Origin of the sequence: Methylosinus sp. sav-2 (assembly GCF_004366495.1) — a bacterium.
Classification (GTDB): Bacteria; Pseudomonadota; Alphaproteobacteria; order Rhizobiales; family Beijerinckiaceae; genus Methylosinus.
In genome coordinates, this window is record NZ_SOEJ01000021.1 from 13,427 (window position 1) to 28,333 (window position 14,907).

Sequence of the window (14,907 nt, forward strand, 5' to 3'; positions counted from 1 at the left end):
GCCTGTCGCTCGCGCTTCACGAGCGGCGATAAGGCGAATTGAGATGCGCGAACTCGTATCGACCGCAAATGGTCACGAGTTAAATCAGATTTGAGCGGGCTGCTCGCCTTTGGGCTCGATGCGGCCGGTTTGATCAACCTCCTCGTCTCGGAGGGCGATGCGCGCGATCCGATCGACGACGCTGCGCGACGCGAGAGCGCCTCACGTCTTGGGCGCGGGCCGGCGACGTCGTTCCGGCGCGTTTGCGGCGCTTGACACTGTCGCGACGCTACCCTGGCCATCCGTCGGCCTGGTTCTCGAGCCACGCGCACCACCGACGGCCGCGGGAGGAGGGGGGCGCTCTCGTCGACGCGCCGCTTTTGTTTCAGGATCGGATCAGCGCGATCGTGAACGGCGCACAGGAGAGCCGCTCGCGGCGCGACCCGGCCCTGGCGACACTCTGGGCGCAGCTCGACATTCTGGGGATTGCGCGGCCGATTCTGGCGCTGCGCAGCGCCAGCAGGTGGCGACGCCCGGAACGTCATCGGCTCCCCCGATTCGCTCGGGTGCTCACCGCTCCGATTGCGCATCCCGACGCTCAACGCGGCGGACGCGGTTCTCGATCTGGTTACCGACCCTGTCGAGGCGCTTCGAGCCCCCCGCGCCGTTGCGAGGTCTTCCGGCGGGACTTCGCTCGGCGCACGTGTATAGCGACGGCGGGGCGGGCGAATTCCGACGCATCACGTGCGAGATCCTGGCAAATCCGAGATGGCGGGACGCCGAAGATCTCCCGCAGCGACGGCGACGACGCGTTCTGTCGCGGCCGATCGGCGCCCCGCGCTCGCCGCTCGGCGCAGGCAGAGCGGCGTCGGCCGGACGGGGCTGGGGCCATGGATGTCGTGTCATCGGAAGCGCTCGAAGATCTCTCTCCTGTCCAAGGGCCGTCCCGCGGGCACACTCGGATGCCAAAAATCCGACGCCGCGGAGCACTCCCGAGCGCGGAAACCGCCTCGATCGCCCGGAAATCCAGGGCTGTGGGATTATGTCCGATAAACCAACCTTATCGGACTTGATGGGATCGACCCGAGAAATCGCGAGTGTTGTCAATTTGCATTTCAATCCGGGACTTGCCCATTAAATGATCTCAACAAGATAGCTGAGACCGAAGTGCCCGCCCAGACAGTTCAATCGAGACTGGCGCGGACATTCCGGGCACTCGAAATCGAACTCGTCGACCGGTCGATCGACAGAGGCATTTTCGAGGGCGATGCCCGCTTCACCCAAGGAATTCATGCGCCGCCTACCCTTTCAATCGAGACTCAGCACGCAAAAGTCTCATATGGCGTGCCGCAAATCGTAACATTCATCCCGAGTCCCGGATTGAAGCGCCAATCGACAACTCTCACGTCGCACGGCCGTGTTCAACCTGAGACCGCCGGCGGCGATCTCAGTCGTTCTTCTGAAAAGCGAGCTTGAAGGTCGCGCCGCCGCCCGGCGTCTCCTCCACCCATATTCGGCCGGAGAGCTTCTCCATCAATTCACGCGCTATGGCGAGGCCGAGGCCGGCGCCGGGCGTCGCCTCGCTCTTGCGCCAGAAGGCCTCGAAAATCGCGTCGCGATGGGCGGGCTCCACGCCTTCGCCATGATCCTCCACCTCGACCACGGCGTCGGCGGTCACGCGCACGACGACGGCGCCGCCCAAAGGCTCGGCACGCACGGCGTTGGCGATGAGATTGCCGACGACGCTCTCCAGCGCCCATTCATAGGCGCGCGCGACGACCAGCGTCGGCGGCGGCTCGAAAGCGAGGCGGCGGCCGGCGCGGAGCGCGATCGGCGTGTAATCGGCGGTGACGGTCAGCACGGCCTCGCCGAGATCGAGCTGCGGCGCTGCGCAAGTCTTGGCGCGCTCCTCGACTTGCGCCAGCACCATGAGCTGCTCGAGGATCGTCTGAATGCGCAGCGAATCGCGCTCTAGCTCTCGTTTGATCGGCGTGTCGTCGAGCTGATCGAGCCGCGTGCGCAAAATGGTGATGGGCGTGCGCAGCTCATGCGCCGAATTGGCGATGAAGCGACGCTGGCGGGCGACGCCAGCGTCGACGCGCTCGAGCGCGCCATTCAGCGCCTCGACGAAGGGAAGGACCTCGGAGGGCATGTCGGCCGTGGGCACGCGGCGATCGAGCGAGTCGAGGTCGATCTCGGCGAGCTTGGCCGCGCTGACGCGCAGAGGCGTCAGGCTCCTGCGCACGACGACGAGCGCGACCAGCGACAGCACCGCGCAGAGTGGAATATAGGCGAGGACATTTGCCGTGGTGGGATAGTTGTAGAGCCAGAACAGCATATCGTCCCAATGGAATTGCGCGCCATAGACGACGGTGCCGAAACGGCCGAGGGGCGTGCGCACCATTCGGGCGGAGCCGCGCGAGTCGGGGTCGGCGTCGCCTAATATGTGGAAGGTCGCACCGAGCATTTCGAGCTTGCCGAGCTGGCTGCTGAAATAATCGACGAGCTGCTGCGACGAGCCGGCGAAGGCCTCGCCTGTCTGCGCGTCGAAAGCCGCGAAACGGAAGCGCGGATTGCGCGCCAAATAGTCTCGCAGCTCCGGCGTCGGCTCTATGCGAAGCCGGCCCTCCGGCGTCTTGCGGACGGCGTGCATGACGATGACGCGCGCGCGCTTCACCGTATGGCCCTCGAGCCGCACATAGCCGACATCGTTGACGCCGAACGCCGCCAGCGGCAAGAGCACGGTCGCCGGAACGGTGAAGAAGGCGATGAGCGAGAAGACGACCCAATTGAAGACGAGCCGGGAGGAGAGCGAGCGAAGCAGCCTCACGCGCGCGATATCTCGATGAGATAGCCGATGCCGCGCAGCGTATGGATCTCGACGCCGGCCTCGCATTCCTTCAGCCGCTGGCGCAGGCGCGAGACCGACATTTTGAGCGCGTCGAGCTGCACATTGTCGTCGAGCCCATAGATTTCGTCGAGCAAGGTGCTGTGCTTGACCGCTCGTCCGGCGCGCCGCATCAGCGCCTCGAGCAGCAGCAATTCGCGCTTGGCGAGGACCAGGGGGCTCCCGCGCACGAAGGCCTCGCGCTGGTCGAGATCGAAGGACAATTCGCCGAGCGCGACCGGCGGCAGAGCGGCGCCCTGTGGACGTCGCAGCACGGCTCTTATGCGCGCCAGCAGCTCGTCGACGTCGAAGGGCTTGGTGAGATAGTCGTCGGCGCCGGCGTCGAGCCCGTTGATCCTGTCGTCGATCGAGCGCGCCGCCGTCACCAGCAGCACGCGCGAGCGCGGCTTGGTCGCGCGCAGCTGCTTCAGAATCGACACGCCGTCGCCGTCGGGCAAGCGGCGGTCGAGCAGGACGACCGGATAATCGAATTGCGCGACCGCCTCCACCGCCTCCGCCAGCGTCGCGACGCTGTCGGCGACATAACCCGATTTGGTGAGCCGCCCGGCGACGAGCATCGCCAGCTCCGGCTGGTCCTCGACGATCAAAATCCGCATCTATTCTTTTCCGCCCCGCCGCCGAACGACAGCCTAGCCGCCGGTGTCGTATCTTTGCAACAGGTCGCAGCGAATTCGCGCCGCCCGGCCATCGCCGGGGCTGTCGTTACGCTACCGTTATGCGAATTTTGTTAGAGGAATTGTCCTCATCTGGCGTGAGGATGCAATTTTGCGGCGTCTGGTTCGGGTTTTCGCGCTTCTGCTCGTTATGCAGGGCTTGGCTATGGGCCTCGGCCGCGAAGCCGCAGCCGCGCATGCGGTCGGGATGGGCCGCGTCGGCGCGGCCTCAGGCGAATGCCGGCCACAGGGCCGCACGACGCCGGGGCGGCCGCACCCGGCCGATTGCTGCCTGATCTGTTCGGTCGACCGCGCGGACAAGCAGGCCGATCTGCTCGCCATTCTCACCAGTCGCGCGCCATTTCCCGAGCCGCGCGCCTCCGGCTGCGCCGCCCGCGCCGAAGACGGAGGGCCTCGCGCGCCTTCGGCCTGCGCCTGCTCCGCCTCGGCCCGCGGCCCGCCGCCCGTCTCTCCGCCGATCGAGCGCAGCCGTCGGGCCGCATGATCTGTCTGCTTCAAGCGCGTCCCTCGAAGACGCGGCCGGAGACCATCACAATGCATATTGTTTCACGCGCGGCGCGGCGCGCCCTCGCCAGCACGGCGCTATCCCTCGCTTTTCTGGCTCACGCGCAGACGCAGGAGCTGCTGCCGACGATCGACATCGGCACCGCCGCGCGCCGCCCGGCCGGCGCCGATGATCCGCGCAGCGCGCGATCGGGCGACCGCGTGACCGGCTACGCCGCCGCCAGCGCCGCCTCCGCCAAGCTCGACGCGCCGATCCTCGACACGCCGATCGCCGTGCAAGTGGTGACGCGCCAGACGATGGACGACAAGCAGGCCATCTCCATCAATGACGCCGTCGTCGGCGCGGTGAGCAGCACATCCTTGATGCCGACCGGCTGCACATTGTTCCAGAATCTCATCATCCGCGGCTTTCCGACCGGCAATCTCCAGCTCTCGCAATCCTATCGCAACGGCCTGCTGCTGCCGGCGCAAAAATGTCCGAGCACCGCCAATGTGCAATCGATCGAGGTGGTGAAAGGCCCGGTCGCAATGCTCTACGGCCGCATCGAGCCCGGCGGCCTCGTCGACACGATCATCAAGCGCCCGCTGGAGACGCCCTATTATTCCGTGCAGCAGCAGGGAAGCTCCTTCGGCGGCGCGCGCACGACCATCGACGCCACCGGCCCGATCACGCCGGATAAAGTGTGGCTCTATCGCGTGACGGCGGAATTCAACCACAATCCGTCCTTCATCGATTATGTGACCGATGATCGCTGGTTCGGCTCGGCGACCATCACCTATCATCCGAGCGAGCATTTCAAGCTCAATGTCGACGCCGAATATACGGATGTGAAGGGCGTCGACAACAATCCGAATATTCCCGCCATCGGCTACAACGCCGCGCCGATTCCGATCAGCCGCTATCTCGGCGATCCCAGCATCACCGTCGACAATCCGAGCCACGACATGCGCCGGCAAGTGGCTTTCGACTGGACTTATGATCTCGACCAGGATTGGAGCGTCACCAATCGCTTTCTCTATTCCAACAGCCGCGCCATTCAGACGAGCTTCTTCCTCGTCTGCGCCAATCAGCCGGGCCAGCTCAACAACACGCCGGCGGCCTGGTGCCCGACGTCATGGCCGGTTGGACAATCCAATGTCTCGCTGAATTGGGGCCCGGTCAGCTATCGCACCATCACCGGCAATCTCGATGTGAAGGGCAGGTTCGACACGGGATTCCTGCATCATTCCGTGCTCATCGGCACGGATCATATGAGCTATTCGCAGGTCGGCGACATTTATCAGTCGAACCAGGCGCAATCGCTCAACATCTATGCGCCCAATTATTACGATGCGAGCTTCGCGCCCTATAGCGGCCTCGGAATCTCGCGCTTCATCACGCCGGCTAATGGCACGGCCTTCATTCGCAAGCAGGAATGGCAGGGTCTCTATGCGCAGGACATGATTTCCTTCTTCGACGATCGCGTCCATCTTCTGCTCGGCGGCCGCTATGATTTCGCCAGCGCCGTGAGCTCGGGCCAGTCCTCGACCTCGGCTGTGCTGAACAATGCGCTGATGCGCGCCAATTATCTCGCCGTGCGCGTTGCCGATCACGCCTTCAGCCCGCGCGTCGGCCTCTCGGTCCAAGCGCTACCCTGGCTCGCCTTCTATGGCAATTACACGGAGTCCTTCGGCGTCAACAATGGCGTCACGCGCAACAATACGCCGCTCGGCCCACAGCGCGCGATCCAGTGGGAAGGCGGTGTGAAGGCGGAGCTCTTCGACAAGCGCCTCGTCGCCACGGCGGCCTACTATGTCATCGACAAGCATAATATCGCGCAGGCGACGCCGAGCGCTCCGGCGGCGCTGCGCAATTTCGTGTTCGATCTGCTCGACGCGCGCAGCGAAGGCGTCGAGCTCGATGTGACAGGGCGCATCGACGACAATTGGAGCGTCATCGCCAATTTCTCCCATATGTCGACGCATGTGACGAAGGGCTCGATTCCCTCGGCGACGGACCCCTTCGACGTCACGACTCAGGCCCCCATTGTCGGTAAGCGTCTGCCCGCAGTGCCGGACAATATGGGCAATGTCTGGGTGAAATATGAGGCGGACGGTTATTTGCGCGGCTTGAGCGGGGCGATCGGCGTGTCGCGCGTCGGCAATGCCTTCGTCGATCCCGCCAACACCTTTCTCGCGCCCGCCTATACGAATCTGAAGGCGATGGCCTCCTATCGCTTCCAGCTCGGGGGGAGCTTCGTGACGGCGCAGATCAACGCCGACAATCTCACCAACTCCACCTATTACTACGGCACGTCGCAATTCCCCGGCCGCTTCGCCGGCACGCCCGGCGCGCCGCGCTCCGTCATCGGCTCGCTGCGCGTCGAATATTGATCCTCCGGCCGCCGCGGGTCGCGGCGGCCGCCTCTTGGAACCATGCCCGCGCGCGGGTTCTGTCGCGAATTTTTTGTCGCTGGTCGGTTTGGGCTATGATCGGTGGCAGTGGAGCTGGCGGACGTGTGCGATGATCGATTTCAAGGGAAGCCATTTTGAACGCGACGTGGTCTTGTGGGGCGTCCGCTGGTATGTGGCGTATCCGATGAGCTATCGCCAACTCGAGGAAATGATGGAAGAGCGCGGCGTCGATGTCGACCATTCCACGCTCAACCATTGGGTCGTCAAATATGCCCCTTTGCTGGAGAAGCGGTTTCGTGCTGGCAAGCGCCCGGTCGGTTCGAGCTGGCGACTCGATGAGACCTACGTGAAAGTCAAAGGCAGCTGGAAATATTTGTATCGGGCTGTCGACAAGGCAGGCGCGACGGTGGATTTTCTGCTGACGGCCAAGAGGGACTACAAAGCTGCGTTGCTCTTTTTGCGCAAGGCGATCGGCCAGCGTGGCGAGCCGCAGAAGATCACGATCGACAAGAGCGGCGCCAACACGGCAGCGATCGAACGCTACAAAGCGGAGCATGAAGCTGACATCGAAATCCGCCGCATCAAATATCTCAATAATATTGTCGAACAGGACCATCGAGCGGTGAAGCGAGTGACGCGGCCGATGTTGGGTTTCGAATCATTTCGATCGGCTGCTGCGACGCTCTCGGTGCAACCCTATCCGTGGCTCTCCTTCTACGGCAATTATACGAAGTCTTTCGGTCTCAACAACGGCGTCACGCGCGCCGGCGCGGCACTCGGCCCGCAAACCGCGATCCAGATGGAAGGCGGCGTCAAAGCCGAACTGTTGGACAAGCGCCTTTCGGTGACGCTCGCCTATTACGATATTAAAAAATACAATATCGCCCGGAACACGCCGGGCCTTGCCGGCGCGTTGAGAGGCTTCGTGTACGATCTGCTCGATGCGGAAAGCAAAGGCGTGGAGATCGACGTTACGGGCCGCATCGACGACAATTGGAGCGTCATCGCCAATTTTTTGCATATGAACACGCATGTGACGAAAGGATCGACGCTGCCGGCGAGCGATCCTTTCGATATCGTCACGCAGGCGCCTGTCGCCGGCAAGCGCCTCCCCGCCGTTCCGGAGAATATGGGAAATCTCTGGGTGAAATATGACGCCGACGGCGCGTTCCGAGGATGGAGCGGGGCGATCGGCGCATCGCGGGTCGGCACGGCTTGGGTCGATCCGGCGAACAGCTTTATCGCCCCCGCTTACACATTGCTTCGCGCCATGGCGTCCTACCGCTTTGCGCTCGGCCCGACCCATGTCACGGCGCAAGTGAACGTCGATAATCTGCTCAACTCGACCTACATCTAACGTCTCAATTTCCGGGCCGTTTCGCCGGCTCCTTCGGGGCGCCGCGAAGCATATTGGGATCGTTGCGCTTCGAATATTGAATACGTCCGGTCATCGAAGTCAGCCGTGTTCTCGTCGACGCTCGACGACCGCCGTATCCGAATGTCGTTTCCGGCAATCAGCGTAACGATCGGATCGGGCAATCGATCGGCGCAAGCCGCGGCCATTCATCGGGTAACATTCAAACCCGAGCGGCGAGGTCGACATGTTATCGAGGCACGCCGCGTTCCGCATCGCGGCGATCGCATGGCTGCTATTTCACATGCTTCTTCCCGTTGCCGCGGGGGGAGGCGCATTCGGCCTTTCGCCTCGCCAGATCTGCGCCTTGGACCCGTCCCGCGCGCCGACGCCGGCAGATTTTCAAGATTGCCGGCTCTGCTGCATCTTCGCCGGCTTTTCCTGCGGCGGCATAGACGTGCCGGTCTATTTCGCGACCCTGTCGCCTCCGTTGGCGTCGACGCGGCTGACGCCCTGGCGCGACGAATCCTCGAATGGGAACGCGTTACGCGTCGGCGTGTGTTTTCGAGCGCGAGGACCGCCGCGCGCCGCCTAAACGCATTTTCACCCGGATGCGCCTGGACGAGATGCGGCTGAAGCGGCGGGACCCGAACGCTGGCATCTCGCGCCGCCCGCTCGCTTTCCGCCGCCAGATCGAATTGCAAACGGGTCATCTCGACTTGGACCGACAATAAGCTTCGCGGCATTCCACCACGCCGCTCCAATCGACCACCCATGCCCAGTATTAACGATGGAGCCCAGCTCATGTCTCTTTTGATAAATTCTATCGAGCCATCGCCCGAGCGCCCGATCGGCGACTTCGGGCGTCTTTATCGAGCCCATGCTCCGGAATTGCGACGCTTCGCGCGCCGTCGAATCGGCGCGCAGCAGGCTGAAGACATCGTGCAGGACGCATTTCTGCAATTTCTCCAGCACGCCAAAACGCAGCAGGTTGAGCATCCAAGAGCCTATCTTTTTCGAACGGTCGCGAATCTCACTGTGGACGCGATCCGCAAGGTCCGGATCCATTCCGGCTACGACGAAGCAATCGATTTCTTTCTCATGTCGGACGCCCATGCGTCGGATGCGGACACCGCGCTCGAAAGCGCAAACGAGCTGCGCTTGTTGTTCGCATGTCTTGCCGAGCTTCCGCCGATCTGTCGAAGAATTTTCCTGCTTTACCACATCGACGATTTCAATCAAACGGAAGTCGCGACGCGCTGCGGCGTCGCCACGAGAACCGTCGAACGCAATCTGGTCAAGGCGCGCGAATTTTTACTCGGTCGGCTCGGACGCAAGTCGACGACGACCGCATCGAGGCGCGCGCCAGAAACAAACAATTCGAATTCCATGTCGGGTTTTCCCATGGAGAACCGTCTCAGTTTTTCGGAAGGCTCGCGCAGGCGACCGACCCGCCGCTCCAATGACAGATGCGGCGACATCGACCGATCGTCCAAGGAGGCTATCATGGCTATCAACATCGTGAAGCGCACCACTCTCGTCGTCAACGGCCGCACCGGCGCCGACTGCGGCACTGCTTGCTGGGGCTAAGCATCGCAGCTGTATCGTGCGCCGTCCTCCCTTCGGGCGGCGCACGATACATTCCATTCTTCATGCGCTGGCACAGGTGAATGCGATGCGGATCGGATTCAATTTCACACTCACGGAGACGACAGAAATGGTTCGGCGCATGATCGCCGAAGGACATATTGATTATTGCGAATTGCTGATCGATAATTTTCTTTGCGTCCCGCCGGCGGAGCTGGCGCGAGCGTTCGATTGCCCGACAGGATTTCATATCATGTTTTCGGAGTTCATCGACGAAGATCTCGACGCGCTCGAAAATTTCGCAACACGCCTTCGTCCGTTCATTCGCGACATGAAGCCGCTTTATGTCTCCGACCATGGCGCGAGCTTCACTCATCACGGAGTGAATCTCTTTCATTTGGGAGAACTGGATTACGCGCGGGATTATGATCGCGTGCGCGTGCGGGTCGATCTTTGGCAGGAAATGCTCGGCCAACGCATTTTCATCGAGAATTATCCATCGATCATGGAAGGAGGATGGGAAGCGCCGCGCTTTTTCGAGCGGCTGATGCAGGACACGGGAGCAGGCGCGCTTTTCGACGCATCGAACTCGGTCTGCGCCAATCTCAATTGCGGCGCGCCTCTCGAAGCCTGGGACAAGGTGATCGCGTCCACAAATCACTTTCACGTCGCCGGCTACAGCCGCGCGGTCAACCCGCCGCATATTGTTCACGACTCGCATGCGGAAGAGTTGGCAGAAGATACGCTCGCCTTCCTTCGCGGACGCCGGCATATTTTCGACAAGCCGGACGCGACGATCACTTACGAGCGCGACGGCAATATCGAATACGACTCGATCATCGCCGATTTGCGGCGCTTGCGCGAAATTTTCACCAGCGGGACCGAGGAGCGGCAGGATGAACGAGCCATCGCTTGCGCGAACTGATCGTGAGTTGTTCGACGTTCTGACATCTCCTTCGCGGATATTGGACTATCCACCCAATTCTCGCGCCTATGGCCGGATCGACGTCAGTCTGCGCGCCTATTGGCACTCGACTTTCGATATCTGTCCGGAACTGCTGGAGTTGTCTGGTCCCGACGGCATGACGATTTTCGCGCCTTTCATGGAGTGGGCGCGCGAGCAGGGCGTTCGCTTCACCTGGTCTTACTATCTCTGGCTGTATCGATGGCTGCGGCAATCGGTGTTCCGCGACCGCCTCGGCGACGAACTTTTGATTTCGCTCATGGGCGCCTCGGCCGCGCGTTGGGCGATTAGAGACCGCGGCGCGGCGCATGGCCTCGCTATCGGCTGCGCGGCCACGCCGACTTTTGTCGTTGGGTGGAAATGCCGCAGCCTGAGCGCGGGCCGTCAGGTCGAATTGGTGGAACTGGACCAGCCAATCGCCGTCGGAGATGCGTTTTTCGGCTTTTTCACCACTCCCGGATCGGAGATTGCGGAGTTCCCCGGCTGGCGGAGCCTCCCGCTATGAACGGAAGGGGATTCTGGCGAGGATTTTGTCCCTTGCTCGCGACCCTGTCCATCGCGCCGGTTTCGTTTCAGATCGACTTGGCGATGATCGCAAGATTAGGCGCCGGCGCGCCGGCGGCATATGCCCTGCTCGCGCGCGTCGCCCTCCTCGACGCCGTACTCGTCGCGGCGGTGGGGGGCGTCGCCTCCGTCATCGTCGCCAAGGAGCACGACACTTGCGGAAGGTCGAGAATCGTCGCGCAATTATGGGTTGTGGCGCTTGTTGTCGGCGGGGGCGCCGGTGCGATTGGCTGCTTGACCTATCCGTCGGGGCTGACCCTGATCGGTGGAACGACTGACGCCGTCCGTCTCGCTCGATCCGCGCTCGGCTGGTATCTGGCCGCGATCCCATTCCGCGTCCTCTCCGGCGTCGGCCTGTTCATCCTGTTCGCGACTGAGCGCGGGCGCGTCGCGCTTTGCTGGAAATCCTTCGAGATCGTCCTCAAGGCGGTGGCCGCCTATACGCTCGTCTATCCGCTCGGTTTCGGCTTCAAGGGATGTTTCATCGCGGGCTTGGTCGCCGCGACGGCCGGAGCGACTGTGACGTTTGCGGCGGCGCGCCGGGATCACGACGCGGCTCCGCGGCTTCCCTCCTGGGCCTTCGCGCGGTCGTTTCTCGCGCAATCGCTGTGTGAAGCGGCGAGAGTTTTGTCGCCTCAACTTCTCGTCCTGACATCGCTCGCGCTTTTTGCCGCGCCATGGATCGGGCGTTTCGAACCGGCGCGCGCGGACGCTTACGCCGCCGGGCAAATTCTCGTCCTGCTCCTTTTCACGCCCTTCACCGCGCTCACTAGATTTCTCGCATTGCGTCTTTCGGATTGGCCGCGACCGGAGATTGCGTCCCAAATCGTTCATTTGTGGCGACAGGGAATTCCCGTCGCCATCGCCGCGGGGACAATCCTGCTGTTGAGCAGCGGTTGGATCGGACAGGCCATATACCAGCAGGAGGGACGCTGGTGGTCGACATTCGTCGCCGCGCTCGCTTTGTCGCTTCCCATCAGATTTGCGACGAACGTCATGCGCGGGGCCTTGCAGGCCGACGGCCGCTTCGCCGACGCGGCGGCGGTCGACGGCCTTGTCGCCTGTTTCGTCGCCTTGCCCTTGACCGCGCTCGGATTGCATCTCGACGAGCCGGCGGTCGCTTATCTCGCCTTGATCGCGCCGGAAGCGATTTGCGCGGCCGTTCTTTGGAGACGCCTCTCGGACCCACGCGAGCCGACGCCCCAACCCGCTTTGCAATGTTGAGCCCGCCGGGCGCGGCGCGCAAAATCGTCGCGATGGCTGACTGCGCGACCATGAAAAGGAAAACGCAATGAGCGTCGAACGCATTCGCACACAAGTTCTCATTCGCGGAGGCGGCTACGCGGGGCTGACGGCGGCAATGCTCTTGGCGTGGCGCGGAATCTCCTGCCTCGTGGCGGAGCGCCACGAGGCCGCCTCCCGCCATCCCAAGGCACATGGCATCAATCGGCGCAGCATGGAGCTGCTGCGCGTCGTTCCGGGCCTGGAAAAAGATCTCTTCGGCGCGTCCCGCGCGGCGGCGAACGACGCTCTCGCTTATATCGCGGCAACGGTCACGGGACCGAAAATCCGAACGCTCATCGCCAAAAGCGATTTCGACGGCCCCAACGTTTCGCCGGCGCAGGTCTGCACGGCGGGGCAGGATCGGGTCGAGCCCATTTTTCTCGAGCATGCGAGAGCGCTCGGCGCCGATGTGCGGTTTTCGACGATGCTCACGCAATTCGTTCAGGATCGGGACGGCGTCACCGCGCGTCTCCACGACGTGGCTGCCGAGGACGACATCGAGGTGCGCGCCGACTATATGATCGCGGCGGACGGCGCGAATGGCACGACGCGGGAGCAACTCGGGATCGAGATGCGGGGTCGCGGCGTCATCTCGCACTCCGTGTCTATTCTGTTCGAAGCCGATCTGGCGACGATTCTTCCCGGCGCCGGTTTCGTGCTTTGCTATCTGCGCAATGCGGTGTTCACGGGAGTCTTCGTCAGCTGCGACGATCCCAATCGTGGGCAGCTCAACATCGCTTTCGATCCCGCGGCGGAGTCGCCCGACGAATTCGATGCGGCGCGCTGCGCGGCGCTCGTCAGGGCCGCTCTGGGCGCCGGAGACATTGACGTGAAAGTGATCGATATTCTGTTTTGGCGAAAATCGGCGCTAATCGCGTCGCGCATGGCGCAGGGTCGCGTCTTTCTCGCCGGAGACGCCGCCCACCTCATGCCACCCGTCGGCGGGCTCGGCGGTCAGACCGCGCTTCAGGACGCCGCCGACATCGCCTGGAAGCTCGCCTATGTGCTGAAGGGCGACGCAGGGCCGGCGCTTCTCGACACCTATCAGGCGGAGCGCCTTCCCGTCGCCCATATCGCCCTGTCCCGCCAGCTCGCCAATTATGTGGAACGCCTGCAACCTGATCGGGACGAGATCAGAGTACGCGCGCATGAAACGGACTATCTGAGCGCCGCGCTCGGCTATCGCTATCGCTCCGCCGCCATCGTCTCCGATGCGACGGACGACGGCGCGGCGACGGAACACCCGCTGCAGCCGTCGGGCTCGCCCGGTACGCGCCTGCCGCATGTCGAGCTGCGCCGAAACGGCCTGAGCGTCTCCACACATGATCTCATTGGGCGTGACTTCGTGCTGTTCGCGGGTCCGCGCGGCGGCGCGTGGATAGAGGCCGCGCGACGCTCGGCGGAGGGAGGCGCGCCGCTCGACTGTTTCCGCCTGGACGTCGATGTCGACGACCCGTCCGCAACATTTCTCGATAAGGTCGGGCTCGGCGCGGACGGCGCATTATTGGCGCGACCGGACGGGTATATCGCCTGGCGCTCGCCGAGCGAGGACGAGGACCCGTCGCGCGTCCTCGAAAATGTTCTGGCGCGCATTTGCTGTCTCCCCGTCGGCGCCATCGGCGCGACTCCAAAGGCGCTCGCCGCGGAGCATCGGCGATGATTCCGGCGGCCGCTTCGCTGGCGTCCCTCGACGCGATCCGGGAAAAGATCCGCGACCACGGTTATTTCTTCGCGCCCGATCGCGTGGACGACGCGGATTACGACGACATCTGCAACAAGCTCGGGCCGATCATCCACGAATGCGAAATTCGAGTCGAGGCGGGAGCGACGAGTTATTTCAAACGGGAGGCACCTCTTGCCTATCATACCGACTCGCCCTTCGCCCGCTACGTCGTTTGGCTATGCCTCGTGCAGCAGGATATTGGCGGCGAAATGCTTCTCAAGGACACGAAGCATGTTTTCGACGGCGCGACGCCGGCGGAAATCAACGCCTTAAATCGCGTCGCGGTGCGGTTTCCGGCGATCGAGGGCGCGCATGGAGCCGGGAGTCTGCCGCTTCTTTCGGGCGATCGACATGGCGGCTGGCGCGTCAATTATGCGCCCTGGCTGATTGTCGAGGAGTCGCTTTCGCCGGCTGCCTGCCGTGTGCTCGCGGCGCTCGGCGACTTTCCCGGGGAACACGGCGTCGCCATCGCGTTACGCCCGGGAAGCGTGTTGATCATCGACAACAGGCGTATGTTGCATGGTCGCGGAGAGCTTGCCGGCGACCGGCGGCGCCTGCTGCGCCGTTGGATCGGCGACTGAGACGATTGCGAAGGTCGGCGCTTCACGTGGTCTGGCGTCGATTCCGCGCCGAAGGGTCCCGCCGCGAATGAACCGCGACTTCGTCTCCAACACGGACAGAATGAACGGGTGATTGCACCTCGGGCGTAAGAATCATCTCTTCGCCGGGCGCCGCCGTGCCCGCGGTCGTCGCGCAGAACGGCCCAGAGATAGCCCGTCTTCGTCCGGCCGCGGCCGGGATCGAGCGCCGGCGCCCAAGTCTCGCCATGAACAGGCGGCCAGACCGCTTCATCAGCGCGCTCATGCGCTCGACGATCGGCGCGAAATGGAAGGCCGTCGTTTCCATCAACGTCCCCGCCGGTTGGCGATCAGCTACGCGACGGCGCGTAAGGAGAACGGCGTGGGCCCGCAC

At 63.2% G+C, this 14,907-nt stretch carries 11 protein-coding genes and 4 pseudogenes; 12 read left to right on the forward strand and 3 right to left on the reverse strand.

The annotated features are described in order from the left end of the window. Positions 1–1,426: 1,426 nt before the first annotated feature. Both EDE12_RS20060 and EDE12_RS20065 read right to left on the reverse strand, forming a co-directional pair. Positions 1,427–2,809: a HAMP domain-containing sensor histidine kinase gene (locus EDE12_RS20060; RefSeq protein WP_026598329.1), complete on the reverse strand. Its 1,383-nt coding sequence runs from the start codon at positions 2,807–2,809 to the stop codon at positions 1,427–1,429. Then, the gene (locus EDE12_RS20065) at positions 2,806–3,483 is read right to left on the reverse strand and encodes a response regulator transcription factor (protein ID WP_024881818.1); all 678 of its coding nucleotides are present in this window, start codon (positions 3,481–3,483) and stop codon (positions 2,806–2,808) included. Before EDE12_RS20065 ends, EDE12_RS20060 begins: the two co-directional genes overlap by 4 nt. Positions 3,484–3,652: 169 nt before the next feature. On the opposite strand from EDE12_RS20065, the gene EDE12_RS21990 reads away from it, so the two are divergent. From EDE12_RS21990 to EDE12_RS20110, 12 genes and pseudogenes are all read left to right on the forward strand, one after another. After that, positions 3,653–4,045, forward strand: coding sequence for a hypothetical protein (locus EDE12_RS21990; RefSeq protein ID WP_166671906.1), 393 nt, complete (start codon positions 3,653–3,655; stop codon positions 4,043–4,045). Between the two features lie 50 nt (positions 4,046–4,095). After that, positions 4,096–6,438, forward strand: a complete 2,343-nt coding sequence (locus tag EDE12_RS20070; protein WP_166671907.1) for a TonB-dependent siderophore receptor — start codon at positions 4,096–4,098, stop codon at positions 6,436–6,438. 130 nt (positions 6,439–6,568) lie between these two features. Continuing rightward, positions 6,569–7,132 (forward strand): annotated as a pseudogene (locus EDE12_RS22360) (IS6 family transposase); the annotation flags it as partial. Positions 7,133–7,186: 54 nt separating this feature from the next. Continuing rightward, positions 7,187–7,816 (forward strand): annotated as a pseudogene (locus EDE12_RS22365) (TonB-dependent receptor); the annotation flags it as partial. A gap of 530 nt (positions 7,817–8,346) precedes the next feature. After that, positions 8,347–8,547, forward strand: coding sequence for a hypothetical protein (locus EDE12_RS20080; RefSeq protein WP_134188266.1), 201 nt, complete (start codon positions 8,347–8,349; stop codon positions 8,545–8,547). Between the two features lie 70 nt (positions 8,548–8,617). Continuing rightward, positions 8,618–9,124 (forward strand): annotated as a pseudogene (locus EDE12_RS22535) (RNA polymerase sigma factor); the annotation flags it as partial. Between the two features lie 195 nt (positions 9,125–9,319). Continuing rightward, a complete protein-coding gene (mbnA, locus tag EDE12_RS22540; protein WP_161915583.1) occupies positions 9,320–9,403 on the forward strand; it encodes a methanobactin in 84 nt (27 codons plus the stop codon). A gap of 85 nt (positions 9,404–9,488) precedes the next feature. Continuing rightward, positions 9,489–10,325 carry a methanobactin biosynthesis protein MbnB gene (mbnB, locus tag EDE12_RS20090; protein WP_026598325.1) on the forward strand — a complete coding sequence of 279 codons (837 nt, stop codon included), beginning with the start codon at positions 9,489–9,491 and terminating at the stop codon, positions 10,323–10,325. After that, on the forward strand, positions 10,297–10,869 hold the full coding sequence (mbnC, locus tag EDE12_RS20095; protein ID WP_026598324.1) for a methanobactin biosynthesis protein MbnC: 573 nt from the start codon (positions 10,297–10,299) through the stop codon (positions 10,867–10,869). Before mbnB ends, mbnC begins: the two co-directional genes overlap by 29 nt. Further along, positions 10,866–12,152, forward strand: a complete 1,287-nt coding sequence (gene mbnM, locus EDE12_RS20100) for a hypothetical protein (protein WP_026598323.1) — start codon at positions 10,866–10,868, stop codon at positions 12,150–12,152. The genes mbnC and mbnM overlap by 4 nt, the downstream gene beginning before the upstream one ends. 67 nt (positions 12,153–12,219) lie before the next feature. Then, positions 12,220–13,872 carry a methanobactin biosynthesis FAD monooxygenase MbnF gene (gene mbnF, locus EDE12_RS20105; RefSeq protein ID WP_051592406.1) on the forward strand — a complete coding sequence of 551 codons (1,653 nt, stop codon included), beginning with the start codon at positions 12,220–12,222 and terminating at the stop codon, positions 13,870–13,872. Beyond that, positions 13,869–14,516 carry a TauD/TfdA family dioxygenase gene (locus tag EDE12_RS20110; RefSeq protein WP_024881622.1) on the forward strand — a complete coding sequence of 216 codons (648 nt, stop codon included), beginning with the start codon at positions 13,869–13,871 and terminating at the stop codon, positions 14,514–14,516. Before mbnF ends, EDE12_RS20110 begins: the two co-directional genes overlap by 4 nt. 149 nt (positions 14,517–14,665) lie before the next feature. Here EDE12_RS20110 and EDE12_RS22545 read toward each other — a convergent pair. Then, positions 14,666–14,787, reverse strand: a pseudogene (locus tag EDE12_RS22545) (transposase); the annotation flags it as partial. Positions 14,788–14,907 lie beyond the last annotated feature (120 nt).